The organism is Streptomyces sp. NPDC014995 (assembly GCF_043080745.1).
Lineage (GTDB): Bacteria > Actinomycetota > Actinomycetes > Streptomycetales > Streptomycetaceae > Streptomyces.
In genome coordinates this window covers 500,478-514,255 of record NZ_JBIBVX010000002.1, presented here as the reverse complement: position 1 = coordinate 514,255, position 13,778 = coordinate 500,478, and the positions used below count along the sequence as shown (strand labels likewise).

The window sequence follows — 13,778 nt, the reverse complement described above, 5'->3', positions numbered from 1 at the left end:
TGGGGTGCGGGCCCCGGCTCGTTGCTTTTCAGGGGCGCTCGACGGGAAGCCCCACCACCTCACCGACCGGTGACGCCTTTCCCCGTCGGCCCGACTCGGCCCCCATCGAATTCGGCTCGTCTCGAGATTCTCTGCGCCGCTCATCTGCTGCGGGAATTCCTTGCTACGCGCCACATCAAGGAAGGTTCCGCATGCAGCGTGCCCGCACATCCCGCACCTATGACCGCTTCGGAGGAGGCGCCGGTACCAACCGCCGCTCCGGTGGTCCGCGCCGTTCCCAGGGCTACGGAAATCGACCGGCCGGACGGGCCGTACAGGGCGAGTTCGCGCCGCCGAAGACGATCACGCCCGGGCTGCCCGCCGTCGACTCGTTCGCCGATCTCGCCATGCCGGCGCCGCTGCTGGCCACGCTCGGCCGCGAGGGCGTGACCGTGCCGTTCCCGATCCAGGCGGCGACCCTGCCGAACTCCCTGGCCGGTCGGGACGTACTCGGCCGTGGCCGCACCGGCTCGGGCAAGACCCTCGCCTTCGGCCTCGCCGCACTGGCCCGTACGGCGGGCCGGCGCGCCGAGCCACGGCAGCCGCTCGCCCTCGTCCTCGTCCCCACCCGCGAGCTCGCCCAGCAGGTCACCGACGCGCTCACTCCGTACGCCCGTTCCGTGGGCCTGCGACTGGCCACCGTCGTCGGCGGGATGTCCATCGGCAGGCAGGCCGGTGCGCTGCGCGCCGGGGCCGAGGTGGTCGTCGCGACGCCCGGACGACTCAAGGACCTCATCGACCGTGGCGACTGCCGACTGGACGCCGTCGGCATCACGGTCCTCGACGAGGCCGACCAGATGGCCGACATGGGCTTCATGCCCCAGGTGACCGCCCTGCTCGACCAGGTGCGTCCCGACGGGCAGCGGATGCTCTTCTCGGCCACCCTGGACCGCAACGTCGACCTGCTGGTCCGTCGCTACCTGACGGACCCGGTGGTCCACTCCGTCGACCCGTCGGCGGGCGCGGTCACCACGATGGAGCACCACGTCCTCCATGTGCACGACGCGGACAAGCATCGGACGACCACCGAGATCGCGGCGCGCGACGGCCGAGTGATCATGTTCCTCGACACCAAGCACGCGGTGGACCGGCTGACCAAGCACCTGCTGAGCAGCGGTGTCCGCGCCGCGGCCCTGCACGGCGGCAAGTCCCAGCCGCAGCGCACGCGGACCCTGGCCCAGTTCAAGAGCGGGCATGTGACGGTCCTGGTGGCGACCAACGTCGCGGCACGCGGGATCCACGTCGACAACCTCGACCTGGTCGTCAATGTGGATCCGCCCAGTGACCACAAGGACTACCTGCACCGCGGCGGTCGTACGGCCCGCGCCGGCGAGTCCGGCAGCGTCGTCACCCTGGTGACGCCTGACCAGCGTCGCGGAATGAGCCGGCTGATGGCTTCGGCGGGCATCACCCCCCGGGTCGCCCAGGTTCGTTCGGGCGAGGCGGAGCTGAGCCGCATCACCGGTGCCCAGGCTCCTTCCGGTGTCCCGGTCGTCGTCACCGCGCCGGCCGTGGAACGTCCCCGCGGCACGTCTTCACCGTCCCAGGGCCGTCGGGGTCGCCGGGGCAACGCCGGCCAGAGCCGGCCCGTCGGCGAAGCCGCGCGCCGCAGGGCACAGCGGCGGCCCGGCTACGGCTCGGCTGCCTAGGTGCGGTGATCACGAGCGTCGTCGACACTCGCTCGGGGACTCGCTCCATGGCCGGACCCCGGGCGTGTCCACACCCTCGCCCGCCGGTCCGCCTGCCCCGGTCAGCCCGTCCTCCTTCTCCCCTGTGAGGCATCATGCGCTGTGTCATCGCCCGGTACCCGTTCGACCTGACCAAGATCGGGGTGCTGGCCTCGATGAAGGGCGTCACCCCGGAGCTCGTCACGGGTGACTCCGTGACCATCGGCCGCCGCCGCTACCCGGTCAAGCAAGTGGGCCAGGTCATCACCCGACAGGACCGCCGCGACTTCACCAGCGGCGAGGTCGTCCGGGCCATGACCCGCCTCGGCTTCACCTGCCACGAGCAGCCCGGAACCGCGCCGGTGCGTGTCCTCACTCCGCTCCAGACCGCGTCGGCGCTCCTCGGAGGCACCGCCTCTCCGACGATGTGAGGGACGGGCGGGGAACCGCCACCACAGACCCGATGAGGGCCCTGCCGACGCGCGTCGGCAGGGCCCTCGTCGTCGTGTCGCCCTCGCATCGCTGTCGTCCGTGTCGTGTCGCCGTCGTGCCGTCGTGCCGTCGTGCCGTCGTGCCGTCGTGCCGTCGTGCCGCAGTGTGTCGCCGTTCGTCGTGTCCCCCGTTGTCGCAGGCCACAGGATCCCTGGGACCCCTGCGCGCGAAAATCTACTCTTGCCAGAGTAGACATTGGCGTCCGGCATGGTTAGTCTTCTTCTCGTTGACACGGTCAAGCGAGACCCGACAGACACGAACTGGCGGGTAGAAGTGCCTGAAGTTCGCAGGTCAGTGCGGCTCTGGAGTTCCGAAGCCAAGGTGTTCGCGGAACGGTGACGGGGCTGAGAGCCGCACTGGGCAGCCCGCAGGTCGAGGGGCTGCCAACGGCATCACCCAGCAGTACCGCAGTACCCGTTCATCACATCATTGGTTCAGAGGAAGGACGGAGGAGCAGACGCCATCAGGATCGCCCGGCCCGAAAAGCTCTCGGTCCGGGTACCGCAAGACCCCGGAATGGATGGTGGTCCCCGGTCAAGCAGCCGCGATCCCCGCACCCCTCCCCTCGCAGGGCCGGGTAGCGGAAACAGAAGGTCGGCAGAGCATGAGGGCCGACAGATGGTGTTGAATTTCCTTCGGGGCCCTGGTGCCGTACGGCACCAGGGCCCCTCGACGCGTTGCACAACGAGGTGACATGGAAGCAGATACCCCACTCAGCGATCGTCTGGACGACGACGACTACCCCGCGTACACCATGGGCCGGGCCGCCGAAATGCTCGGCACGACCCCTGGCTTCCTCCGAGCCATCGGTGAGGCTCGTCTGATCACTCCGCTGCGCTCGGAGGGCGGACATCGCCGGTACTCCCGCTACCAACTGCGGATCGCCGCTCGCGCCCGCGAGCTCGTCGACAGGGGAACCCCGATCGAGGCCGCGTGCCGCATCGTCATCCTCGAGGACCAGCTCGAGGAGGCTCAGCGCATCAACGCCGAGTACCGCCGTGCCGCGAAGGAAGCGTCCGACAGTTCCGGTCCCGGTTCGAGCTGATCCCGTGGGCGCGGGCGGATCGGCTCGGCCGCCGGCTTCAGGGCGGAGCACGAGTTCCGCGACCGGCTCCTCCGGCGGCGGCTCGGGTCCGTCGGTGTCCTCGTGTCCCTGTACGCCGGTGCTCCGGCTCTCGCGCACGTTGCGGGCCGGTGGCCGGGCTCCACTGCCTGCCCACCGCACTCCTCCCCGGCGGCCGGCAGGGGCAGGCCGTGCCGGACGGCCAGGACGTTCATCCGAGGCGGGTCAGCTTCGCGCCGAACGACGGCTCAGTGAGGTCGGCTCCGAGGGCCACCGGTACTGTGCGCGCCTCGGCCCCGGTCCCCACGGTCACCTCGCCGACCACGGTGCCGGCCTTCGCGGTGCGAGGGACGGTCCCGCCGCCGTCGCCGATGGTGAGGTTCAGCTTCTGGCCGGGGACGCCGACCGCTCTGAGGTCCCCGGTGGCCACGACCGGTGTACGGCCGCCGAGGCCGTCGTCGACATGGCCGACGACCTGGCCCTTGTTGACCGCGGTGGCCGAGGTGAGGGCTTCGCGTACCGCCTCGATGACTCGCTTGCTGTTGTCCTGCACCAGGATGAGGCTGTTGGCTCCGTTGGGGTCCGGGCCGGTGGCATGCTGATCCATCATCGTGCCGAGGATCAGCCGGTCCTCGCCGTCCACGGTCTTGTAGGCCGCCCATGACAGCGTGCCTCCGGCCGGTGTGTTCGAGCCGGTCTTGATGCCCCTGATGCTCAGTCCGGCCATCAGCAGGCGGTCGTTGTTGTTGTTGATGCGTCCCACACCGGGGATGTCGGCGTTGGGCAGAGCGACAATCGCGCGAAAGGCGTCGAACTTCATCACCTCCTCGGCCAGTTGGAGCTGGTCGACGGCGGTGCTGACGGTGTTCCTGTCCAGGCCGCTGGGGTCGGTGTAGGTGGTGTTCTTCATGCCGAGGTCCTTGGCCGCGTCGTTCATCTTCGCGACGAACGCTGTCTCGTCCTGGGACCCGGTGTCCCAACGGGCCAGCAGCCGAGCGATGTTGTTGCCCGACGGAATCATCAGCATCTTCAGCATGTCCTGCTCGCTGAACGTCCGGCCCGCCTCGAGCCCCTCGATGCGGGACTCGTGCCCGGCCTTGCCGTCTTCCACGGTCTGGGCGTCGATCTTGATCTGGGGGCCCTTCTCGTCCTTCTCGAGAGGATGCTCGCGGAGGATCACATAGGCCGTCATGATCTTGGCGATACTCGCCGTCGGGACGGGCTTCTCCTTCCCGAACGTCCAGACGGTGTCCGAGCCCACCACCCTGACCGCGGCCTGTCCCTTCTCGGGCCACGGCATGGAGAACCTCCCGCCTCCGACGGTGAAGGAAGAGGTGGTCTCGCCGAGGGCAAGGGCCGGGTCCGGGAGCGGGCGCAGTGTCTGTACGGCCAGGAAGACGATCCCGAGGAGCGCCACCAGCGGGGTCCAGATCCTGATCCGGCGGGCGAGGCTGCGGGGCAGGGACGGGGGCGGCGCGGGGGTGTCGGTCAACTGCGCGAGCAGTTCGAGTGGGGACTGCGCGTCCTGTTGGGCGACCCGAGCCGCGTCCTGCTCGGCGACCCGAGCTTCGTGCGGCGGGCCGGAGCCGTCCTGGTGGGCCGGCTGATCAGAGGAGAACCCGGGGACCTGGTCGATTGGCGGGGTTTCGGCCTTGGCCGGAGACGCGGTGGCATCGGGGCCGGGACGGTTGTGCGCCGCCGGCTGGGGCGGCTTGACCGGCGGCGCGTCGGCGGAGTTCACCGTGACGAGGTCGCTGGCGTCGGCGTCCGGATCGCCGCCCCGGTCGGGCGAGTCCGCGGTCGGCTCGGCAGAACTCGGGGAGTCGCCGGTTCTTCGGCCGACGGAGGATTCGGCGGGCGGGGTGGTCCGTTCCGCGACGGCCGGTGCCGCGGCCTCCTCGACGCTGTCCGAGGGTTCCGTCTCGTCGAAGGGCTCGCGGAGGCCCTGGGACGGGGACTCGGTCACCGGTGATCCGGGTGCCGCTGCGGGCTCGGGCGTGGTCGCGAGGTCGGCCGCTTCGTGCGCCGGCCGCCGTCCCGCGGCGTCCGTCGGTGGCGACGCCTTCTGCTCGGACGGTCCGGTGGGCGTTTCGCGTAAGGCCGTCGGACTCGGGTCACGTTCGTCGGCGGGGGTTTCTGCCGGCGAGGTGTTCTGATCGGGTGTGTCCGGGGTTCGGCCCGCCATTGATGTCCCTTTCGTGCGCCGCAACTCGGCTTCGTGCTCGGACTGGCACGTCGTGTCCCGATGCCGGGGCCGGCGCCTCTTGCCAGACGGTCCGGGCTTCCGGTCCGGGCTTCCGGTCCGGGCTTCCGGCGGGTGACGTCTCCAGCTGGGTGGATGTGCGAGGGACGCTTGCTACGACAGCGTGTCGGCGACCACGGATGCCGCTTCCGCGATCAGTTCGTCGTCGTGGTCGGCGTCTTTCGTGCCGCGGTTCGACATGATCGCCATGACGATGGGGGCCGCGTCGGGGGGCCACACCACGGCGATGTCGTTGCGGGCACCGTAGAAGAAGCCGCTTCCGGTCTTGTCACCGACCACCCAGCCCTTCGGCACGCCCGCCCTGATGAGCTCGTCGCCGGTGACGTTGGTCCGCAGCCACTGCGTGAGCTGCGCGCGCTCGGGCTCACGGAGGACGTCTCCGAGAACGTACGCGCGCAGATCCCTGGCGAACGCCCGCGGCGTGGTGGTGTCCCGCGTCTCGCCCGGGACCCATCGGCTCAGCTCGGTCTCGTAGCGCTCCATGCGGGTGACGTCGTCGCCGATCTCCTCGAGTGCGGCGTCGAGGGCCTTGGGCCCGCCGAGCGCGTCGAACAGCAGGTTGGCCGCGGTGTTGTCGCTGTGGCGGACGGCGGCGTCGCACAGCTCGCGCAGGGTCATCCCGGTCTCGACGTGCTTCTCGGTGATGGGTGAGTTGGCGATCAGGTCCTTCCTGGAGTACTTGATCACCTTGTCCATCCCGCTCAGCGAGTACTTGCGCAGTACGGCACCGGCGGCCAGAGCCTTGAACGTGGAGTGGTGGCCGAACCGCTCACCATCGCGGTAGGCGACCTCGCGCCCGGTGCCGGTGTCGACGGCGTAGACACCCAGCCGCGCGTCGAACTCGCGCTCGAGCTCCTTGAACTCGCCGGCGTACGGCTTCGCGGCCACACTCGGCCTCGTCGTCGCCGCGGACGGAGACGACGGGGTCGACGTGCCCGACGAGCCCGACGATTCGCCTTGGCCGCAGGCCACGAGCAGGACGAGGGCGAGCGTGGCCGGCACACCAGGAACGGCGCGCCGAGCACGGATGCGCTGCATGGTCCAAAACCTCCGGGGTGTTCCGCAGACGGGGATGCATAGGGGACGTACCGGCACGGAACGGCATGGAAAGGCACGGCTCCATCCCGGTACGTGGTGATGAGTGCCAGAGCCATCCTTGGCCTCGGGCGACCACGCGGTCCAATACGCCGACGCGCTGTTCCATGCCGAACCGGCATGGGACTCGGGTCGTGGATGTGGCGGGAGCGTGTCCCGCGTTCGTCCGGGCAGCTCGTGCGGGAATGGGCGCGGGTCCGCGCCCTCGCGCCGCAACCCGCTGACCGGCCCGCCAACTGACATGGGCTCACCCGGTGACCGGGGCTGTCGAAGGCGGCTCCGACGCGGCGGTGCGGGCAGCGGCGGCCGCCCGTACGACTGCCGTCCTCGCGGGCTGACTGCCACAGGGTGAGCGGGTGGCGCCGTACGGGGCATCCCGTAGAGACACGCCACCGTCTCGGGTCCGTCTCGTTCGGCCGCGTTCACGGTCGGCTGTGGCCGTACTGGTCATCGTCCGCGGCCGTTCGGGGGATAGGCGGGTGGCCTCCGGCGCGTTCCCGCTCCATCGGGGCATTCCTGGGGGGAACGAAAAGGAGACATGATGCCGCTCTATCTATCGAGGTTCAGCTACACGCCGGAGACCTGGGCGAGACTGATCGGCCACCCCGAGGACCGCACGAAGGCCGGTCAGTCGTACATCGAGTCCGTCGGCGGGAAGCTCCACGGCTTCTGGTACGCCTTCGGCAGGCACGACGGCTACTGCCTGTGGGAGGCCCCGGACAACGTGTCCATGGCCGCGGTCGCGCTGGCCATCAGCGGGGGCGGCGCACTCAGCTCCTTCGAGACGACTGTTCTCCTGACCGTCGAGGAGACACTGGACGCCCTGCGCAAGGCCGAGTCCGTCCAGTACCGGCCTCCTGGCGCGTAGGGGTCAGGACCCCGTCGCTCCCCTCGCACGGTGATCGACGACGGCACGTCCCCGGCTCCTGATTCCGCGGTCCACACGCACCTGACCGCGGGGCAACACCTCGTCCACGAGCGCGAGTTCCTCGGGGTCGGCGTCGAACTCCCGCAGTTCATCGGGGCCTTGGCCGAACGGGAGGTGGCCGACGGGCACGGCGGCAACAGCTGCGCGGCGCTGTCGAGCAGTTCCGCGAGGGATCATGACCGCCACCCCGTTCGACCACGCCCACCGGGCCGGGTGCCGACCCACGACGATTTCACGGACCGCTCCCGGCGGTGCCCTCCGACCTCGCGCGAACCCCCAGGTCAAAGACCTGGGGGTTCACCATTGCCGTGAGCGCCCTTACTCGTGCGGGTGCAGAACGACCTTGGTGTAGCCCTCCACTCGCTTGTCGAACTTCTCGTATGCCGACGGCGCCTGGTCGAGGGGGAATTCGTGCGACACGACGAAGCTGGGCTGTGCACGGTCCTCGATGATCAGGTCACGCAGCTGACGGTTGTAGCGCTTGACGTTGCACTGGCCGGTGCCCACGCGCAGCCCCTTCTCGAAGAGGCGCCCAATGGCGACCACCAGCATGCCCTGCTTGGCCTGCTCGTCCGGTCCACCCGGGTCGCGCGGCACGTACAGGCCCGGCACACCCAGAGCACCCGTCGGCCGGACCGTCTCCACCAGCGAGTTCAGCACGGTCGCCGGCTCCTCGCGATCCTCACCGCGCGCCTGGGCCTGGTAGCCGACGGCGTCGATGCCCTTGTCCGTGCCTTCCCCGGCGGTCTGTTCCTGGATCTGCTCGACCGGGTTGCCCTGGGTGAAGTCGATCGGTACGGCGCCGATCTCCTCGGCCTTCTGCAGCCGCTCGGCCACCCGGTCGACCACGAACACCTTGCTCGCCCCCCGGAGGATCGCCGAGTAGGCGGCCATCAGCCCGACCGGACCGCCGCCGTAGACGGCGACGCTCTCACCGGGGCGCACGTCTGCCAGCTCGTTGCCGTGGTAGCCGGTGGGGAAGATGTCGGCGAGCAGGACGAAGTCGGTCTCCTTCTCGGTTCCCTCCGGGAGCTTCAGGCAGTTGAAGTCGGCGTAGGGAACCCGTACGTACTCCGCCTGGCCTCCGACATAGGGGCCCATCGCCACATAGCCGTAGGCGCCGCCGGCGAAGCCCGGGTTCACCGTCACGCAGAAGCCGGTGAAGCCCGCCGTGCAGTTCTTGCAGAAACCGCACGCGACGTTGAACGGCATGACGACCCGGTCCCCACGGCTGAGGGTCGTCACGCCCTCACCGGCGTCCTCGATGACACCCAGGTTCTCGTGGCCGAAGACGATCCCCGGCTCGGCTGCGGTGCGGCCTTCGTACATGTGCAGGTCGGAGCCGCAGATGGCGGTCGACGTGACGCGTACGATCACGTCGTTCGGGTGCTGGATCCGGGGATCTTCCACTTGCTCGACCGCTACCTCGAACGGTCCCTTGTACACGACAGCCCTCATTGTCGAGCACCTCCACTGAGCGTGCTTGCTCGATCACGTATGGAAACGGCAGTCAGGGAGACCTCTCCGTTCGTCGCGGAAACGAGCCTCGATCCACGCATCCCGACTGACCTTCTGTGCTTTTCCTCATATTCCAGACTGGTACACGATGAGATGATTTGCATCTAAGGACTGCGAAGTCTCGTTTCTGTACGGTTCGGAGAGGATCAAGAACCTTGACACGACGTCTCGGCGTGTTGCTCGTCCCGGTGTCAGGGCTGTCCGGCACCAGTTATCCGGTGGGGACCCAGGTGGCCATACGGGGCACCGGAGGATCCGTCGACGGCTTCGTCGGCGGTGACTGGCTGCCGCTCGCCTGGTGGGAGTTCGCCGACACCCAGCCGGACGACACACCCACCACGTGACCCGGGGTGCGAGCTCCGGGCCCGGCCCGCGCGGGCCGGGGGCCTGAGTCGCACTGGCGCTCTCATTCCCGGGCTCGGGCGTCCCGCCTTCCGGCCAGGACGAAGAAGAGGCCCGCGAGGACGAAGAATCCGATGCCGACGGCGATCCCGGTCAGGACCGTGTCGTAGGAGGCGTTCGCCAGCCGGGGCACGCTGTTGGCCGGCGTGCCCGCGCCGGACGGGTGTGACCGAGGGACGCGCCGTGGGCGTCTCGCACCAGCAGGACGCGGCCCGGGACACCGCCGGGGAGAAGTAGGTCAGCAGGCGCACCCGCTCGATCCGGGACCCCTTCGTGCGCTCACCGGTCGGTGTCCGTGCGGCGGACGATCGTCGGGCTCATCGGCAGTCGTACGTGAGGTGGGTGGCGGTCGTGTGGGGGGTGGGGGAGAGGATGCGGAGTTCGGCCCGTGCGGTGTGGTGACCCTTGCCCTGGAAGGTCCACAGCAGGTGCAGACGTGCCTGCCGCTGGCCCTGGACGAGTTTTTCGCGCAGGACGCCCGAGGCGGTGCCGTCGCTGCGGATCCACCGGTAGGAGAGCGTGCCCGGCCGGCCGTTCGTGGTGACGAGGCCGACCAGGTCCGCGGTGTCGTCGCAGCCCAGGGCCGTCGGCCGGGCCGTCACCGCGACCTCGTGCACCGCGACGGGCGGTCCGAGGCGCTGCCAGGCGAGGAACGCGATGACGGAGATCAGCACCAGCGCGGGCAGAGCGTGTCGGCGCGGATGCCGGCGTGGGGGGCGCGGGGTCGGCGGCACGGCGGGCAGCGTCCGGGAAGCGCGGGTGAGCTGTGCGCCGGCGGCGGTGACCCCCGGGCCGAACCGCAGCACGGTGCCCTCGACGCGGTCCGGCCGGGTCGGCGTGACGAGGGTGCTGGTGTCGTCCGGCTCGGGTCGCTGGATCCAGTGGCTGGCGAGCACGGTCGCGCTGTACTCGGTGTCGGCGGATCCGAGCACCCGAGTGGGCTCGCCGTCCTCCGCGGGCCCGGGGATGCGGTCGTTCCGCGCGGTCATCGGAGCTCACACTGCCTGGTCAGGAGTTGCTGCGACGCACCGCCGTCGGCGGCGTCCGGAGTGGTCGTGACCCGCACCGCCCAGTAGCACCCGGCGTTCTGGAAGGTGTGGTCGAGCGTGAGCGCGTACCGGGTGGAGCCGCTGCGTTCGAAGGTCTGGGAGACGCCGTCGGGGCTGCCGAGCCGCCCTTCGGTGGTGCCCGTGAACCACGAGACCGTGAGGGAGACCGGCCCGGTGCCGTCCGTGGTGACCTCGATGACCGCCGTGGCGGTCGTCGCCCCCGTCTGCCGGAAGTCCGACACCGCGACGTCCTTGACGGCGGGAGCGGTCGGCGGGGCGGGGGAAGAGGGCGGCGGCGATGCCTCGCCGGTCGTCCCGCCGGGCGTCGTCGTCCGGGGGTCCGCGACCGTGGGGACGGGCGCCACGGGTTCGCCGGTACCGGTGGTCCCCGGGTCCGAGGGGGACGCGCTGGTGGGCGCCACGGTCGTGGGGATCACGGTGGGCGTCGGGGACGGGGACGAGCCGGCCGACGCGGTGGGAGCGGTGGGGGCTCCCGATTCCGCGGCGGGCTGGGCGCTGGTCGTGGCCAGGGCCTGCGCCGCCTGCTGCGGCGCCGCTCCCGGGGTGCGCTGGCTGCCGTAGGACAGGACGACGGCCAGCACCACGGCCGCGGCGGACACGAGCAGCCCCGGCCGACCGGGCCGCCACGAGCGCGCCCGGCCGTGGCCCGGTTCCCGACCCAGGACGGTGCGTGCGGTGTCGGTGGACGTCCGCGGGGCGCTGCGGGCCGAGGGCAGCAGCAGCGGCAGCAGTGCCACCAGCGCGGCGAGCCGGCCGCGGCCGCGTTCCTCCCAGTCGGGCCCGTAGGCGGCGCGGGCGATCGTCTCGAGTTCGGTGACGAACGCCTCGGCGTGCGCGGGCCGTTCCTCCGGGTCCTTGGCCAGACCCCGCCGCACCAACTGCCGCACCGCCTCGGGGACTTCCTCCGCCGGGACGGGCGCGTCGACGTGTTGCAGCGCGAGTTCGGCGAGATTCTCGCCCCGGTACGGCTTGTGACGCGTCAGGCACTCGAAGAACGTGGCGGTGGCCGCGTACACGTCGGCGGCGGGTGAGGCGGGCGCGCCGGTCCACTGTTCCGGGGCCATGTAGGCGGGGGTTCCCGCCGCGCCGCCGCTGGTCCCGGCGTCCACTGCGATGCCGAAGTCGACGAGTTTGGACGATCCGTCCGGTGCCACCAGGACGTTCTCCGGCTTGTAGTCGCGGTGGACGACGCCGAGACGGTGCGCGTCGGCGAGGCCGAGCAGCGATCCCTTGAGGACCACGAGCGCGGCCTCGGCATCGAGCGGGCCCCGACCGGTCAGCAGGGTCCGCAGCGAGACCCCGTCGACCAGTTCCATCACGATGGCGGCACCGTCCGGGCTCTCGACGTACTCGTACAACACGACGACGTACGGGCTCCGGAGTCCGCCGAGCAGCCGCGCCTCCGCCCTGAAGTCGTGCACGAAGCCCGGCCGGGTGCGCAGTGACTCGCTGAGGTACTTCACCGCGACCGGAACGCCGGTCTCGTCGTGCACGGCCAGCACGACCCGCCCGCTCGCCCCCGACCCGAGCTCGACTGTCTCGGTGTATCCGGGCACTGACCAGCTGTTCATTCCGCCCCCAAGGCCGACGTCGCGCCGGAGCCTCCCCGCTCCGACGTTCGGGCCATGTGCTGGTAGACATGTTTTCGGCCACCGCGGTTGCGGTGCGGCCCCCACGGGTCCGGATCCCGGCGCAGGCCACCTCACCGGTCGGACGGCGAGCGGGGCCGCGGGACGGCATTGGGACGGCATTTCCTCGCCACTCGTGCACCAGGATCCACACCAGGAGCTTCATACCGTTTTTCGTACAGGGATATATGGAGCCTGAATGGCCCCTAGATTAAATAATTATCCAGGCATCCCTTCACCCGTTTGCCGCGCATCTGTCTAAGTGGGGCGACGTTAGTCGGGATATGAATAAGGCAACCAGGGAAGGGCTCTATCGCCTCCTCGTGGATCCCGAGCGAGAGTGTGGGGCCGCCAGTCGGGTGACGCCGGGTCCCTACACCTACGACCCCGCCCCCCTGCGCTCGTCGGTCGCCGGGTGCGAAAGTCCGACAATGGGCGATCTTCCCGTTGCCCCCATGATGGCCGAGTCCCTGCTGCGGGAATTCCTGGACGTCATGAGCGCGCTGGAAGCCGATCTCGCGCAACGATGGATCACGTCCGAAGGTCGATGCCCTTTCCCGAGAGCGGAATAACCAGGCTGCGTCATGTACGACGAAGGAATCGATCATCACCGCGTGCGCTCCGCCGACAACCTGGGGATGCGCAACGACACCGGCATGGGCCGGCACCGAGCCCCGACCCAGGTCTTCTCGGCACCTCTGATGGCACCGGACGCGGCCTGGGACCCGGCGGAAGAACTGGCCTGGATGCTGCAGGAAGCGATGGAGGAGCGGCAGGCCCCGAGAACCCCCACGGCCCGGGACGAGGAATCGGTCACCGCCCCCGCCCCCGGCACGCCCCTGGGGAACCTCCAGGAGATCACGGCGGAACTCCCCCCGTTGCAGGGCATGTCCCGTGGTCACCGTAAGGTGCCTGACCGCAAGCGGCCGAGCGCGATCCAGACCACCAGCTATCTCATCGCCGCGCTGACGGCGGTCATCGCCTCCGTGGTGAGTTTCTTCAGCGGAATGGTCGCCTGCGATCCCCTGCGCGTCGTGGCCGCGGCCCGCGTGCACGGCGGCATCGTCGCCTGGTGGCCCCTGCTGGTGTACGGGCCCTGGCTGGTCGCGTCGCTCTCCATCCTCCGGGCCGCACTGCAGCAGCGCCGCGCCGTGCACTCGTGGTGCATGGTCCTCCTCTTCTCCGCCATCGCGATCTTCCTGTGTGTCGTCCAGGCGCCGAAGACCTTCCTCGACACCACTGCGGCCGCCTTGCCCGGACTCGCTTCGCTGGCCTGCTTCCAGCAGGCCGTCCGTCAGATCACCCTGACCCGCGCGCCCCGACGGTCGATGCCCCGGCACCGGCTGAGGCCCTCGCCCGTGCAGGACACCTCCGACGGAGACCTCACCGGCGCGGTGACGACCGGGGCCGCTCACCCGCAGGGCGCGTGCCGGGCTCACGACCAGCTCCGTCCCGAAGCGGCCACCCGGGGCCGGAACACCAACGCCCCAGCGCCATGACGTGCGGGGGCGGTGGCGTCCGGCCCTCCGGGAGATGAGCGTGCCGGGGCCGTGATCGCCGCCCGCCGGAACAGCGGATCGGGCGCGGCGCCCGTCTCGGCCGGGACGCCCGCC

Annotated in this window: 13 protein-coding genes; 7 read left to right on the top strand and 6 right to left on the bottom strand. The window is 70.4% G+C overall.

What is annotated here, in order from left to right; all coding sequences use genetic code 11:
• Positions 1–191: 191 nt before the first annotated feature.
• From ACF1A1_RS06750 to ACF1A1_RS06740, 3 genes are all read left to right on the top strand, one after another.
• Positions 192–1,688 carry a DEAD/DEAH box helicase gene (locus ACF1A1_RS06750; protein WP_391646139.1) on the top strand — a complete coding sequence of 499 codons (1,497 nt, stop codon included), beginning with the start codon at positions 192–194 and terminating at the stop codon, positions 1,686–1,688.
• Between the two features lie 134 nt (positions 1,689–1,822).
• Positions 1,823–2,137 carry an SCO5918 family protein gene (locus ACF1A1_RS06745; protein ID WP_391646137.1) on the top strand — a complete coding sequence of 105 codons (315 nt, stop codon included), beginning with the start codon at positions 1,823–1,825 and terminating at the stop codon, positions 2,135–2,137.
• Positions 2,138–2,892: 755 nt separating this feature from the next.
• A complete protein-coding gene (locus tag ACF1A1_RS06740; RefSeq protein WP_391646135.1) occupies positions 2,893–3,243 on the top strand; it encodes a MerR family transcriptional regulator in 351 nt (116 codons plus the stop codon).
• A 229-nt stretch (positions 3,244–3,472) separates the two neighbouring features.
• On the opposite strand, the gene ACF1A1_RS06735 is transcribed toward ACF1A1_RS06740, so the two are convergent.
• Together ACF1A1_RS06735 and bla are read right to left on the bottom strand one after the other, a co-directional pair.
• The gene (locus tag ACF1A1_RS06735; RefSeq protein WP_391646133.1) at positions 3,473–5,227 is read right to left on the bottom strand and encodes a D-alanyl-D-alanine carboxypeptidase; all 1,755 of its coding nucleotides are present in this window, start codon (positions 5,225–5,227) and stop codon (positions 3,473–3,475) included.
• A 390-nt stretch (positions 5,228–5,617) separates the two neighbouring features.
• A complete protein-coding gene (gene bla / locus ACF1A1_RS06730; protein ID WP_391646131.1) occupies positions 5,618–6,562 on the bottom strand; it encodes a class A beta-lactamase in 945 nt (314 codons plus the stop codon).
• A gap of 598 nt (positions 6,563–7,160) precedes the next feature.
• Between bla and ACF1A1_RS06725 the strand changes: the two genes are divergently transcribed.
• Both ACF1A1_RS06725 and ACF1A1_RS06720 read left to right on the top strand, forming a co-directional pair.
• On the top strand, positions 7,161–7,487 hold the full coding sequence (locus ACF1A1_RS06725; protein WP_391646409.1) for a GYD domain-containing protein: 327 nt from the start codon (positions 7,161–7,163) through the stop codon (positions 7,485–7,487).
• 30 nt (positions 7,488–7,517) lie between these two features.
• On the top strand, positions 7,518–7,859 hold the full coding sequence (locus ACF1A1_RS06720) for a hypothetical protein (protein ID WP_391646130.1): 342 nt from the start codon (positions 7,518–7,520) through the stop codon (positions 7,857–7,859).
• Between the two features lie 6 nt (positions 7,860–7,865).
• On the opposite strand, the gene ACF1A1_RS06715 is transcribed toward ACF1A1_RS06720, so the two are convergent.
• A complete protein-coding gene (locus tag ACF1A1_RS06715) occupies positions 7,866–9,005 on the bottom strand; it encodes a glutathione-independent formaldehyde dehydrogenase (RefSeq protein WP_391646128.1) in 1,140 nt (379 codons plus the stop codon).
• 215 nt (positions 9,006–9,220) lie between these two features.
• On the opposite strand from ACF1A1_RS06715, the gene ACF1A1_RS06710 reads away from it, so the two are divergent.
• Positions 9,221–9,409, top strand: a complete 189-nt coding sequence (locus ACF1A1_RS06710; RefSeq protein ID WP_391646126.1) for a hypothetical protein — start codon at positions 9,221–9,223, stop codon at positions 9,407–9,409.
• 62 nt (positions 9,410–9,471) lie between these two features.
• Here ACF1A1_RS06710 and ACF1A1_RS06705 read toward each other — a convergent pair whose 3' ends face one another.
• From ACF1A1_RS06705 to ACF1A1_RS06695, 3 genes are all read right to left on the bottom strand, one after another.
• Positions 9,472–9,600: a hypothetical protein gene (locus ACF1A1_RS06705; protein WP_391646124.1), complete on the bottom strand. Its 129-nt coding sequence runs from the start codon at positions 9,598–9,600 to the stop codon at positions 9,472–9,474.
• Between the two features lie 184 nt (positions 9,601–9,784).
• The gene (locus ACF1A1_RS06700) at positions 9,785–10,456 is read right to left on the bottom strand and encodes a hypothetical protein (protein WP_391646122.1); all 672 of its coding nucleotides are present in this window, start codon (positions 10,454–10,456) and stop codon (positions 9,785–9,787) included.
• On the bottom strand, positions 10,453–12,108 hold the full coding sequence (locus tag ACF1A1_RS06695; protein ID WP_391646120.1) for a protein kinase: 1,656 nt from the start codon (positions 12,106–12,108) through the stop codon (positions 10,453–10,455). Before ACF1A1_RS06695 ends, ACF1A1_RS06700 begins: the two co-directional genes overlap by 4 nt.
• A gap of 671 nt (positions 12,109–12,779) precedes the next feature.
• Between ACF1A1_RS06695 and ACF1A1_RS06690 the strand changes: the two genes are divergently transcribed.
• Complete coding sequence (locus ACF1A1_RS06690; protein WP_391646118.1) at positions 12,780–13,664, top strand: DUF2637 domain-containing protein; 885 nt, start codon at positions 12,780–12,782, stop codon at positions 13,662–13,664.
• Positions 13,665–13,778 lie beyond the last annotated feature (114 nt).

What these genes read in the sequence shown, in the direction of transcription:
- ACF1A1_RS06700 (WP_391646122.1), bottom strand. Translation starts at nt 10,456, where the DNA reads ATGACCGCGCGGAACGACCGCATCCCCGGGCCCGCGGAGGACGGCGAG.
- bla (WP_391646131.1), bottom strand. Translation starts at nt 6,562, where the DNA reads ATGCAGCGCATCCGTGCTCGGCGCGCCGTTCCTGGTGTGCCGGCCACG.
- ACF1A1_RS06725 (WP_391646409.1), top strand. Translation starts at nt 7,161, where the DNA reads ATGCCGCTCTATCTATCGAGGTTCAGCTACACGCCGGAGACCTGGGCG.
- ACF1A1_RS06750 (WP_391646139.1), top strand. Translation starts at nt 192, where the DNA reads ATGCAGCGTGCCCGCACATCCCGCACCTATGACCGCTTCGGAGGAGGC.
- ACF1A1_RS06740 (WP_391646135.1), top strand. Translation starts at nt 2,893, where the DNA reads ATGGAAGCAGATACCCCACTCAGCGATCGTCTGGACGACGACGACTAC.
- ACF1A1_RS06715 (WP_391646128.1), bottom strand. Translation starts at nt 9,005, where the DNA reads ATGAGGGCTGTCGTGTACAAGGGACCGTTCGAGGTAGCGGTCGAGCAA.
- ACF1A1_RS06745 (WP_391646137.1), top strand. Translation starts at nt 1,823, where the DNA reads ATGCGCTGTGTCATCGCCCGGTACCCGTTCGACCTGACCAAGATCGGG.
- ACF1A1_RS06695 (WP_391646120.1), bottom strand. Translation starts at nt 12,108, where the DNA reads ATGAACAGCTGGTCAGTGCCCGGATACACCGAGACAGTCGAGCTCGGG.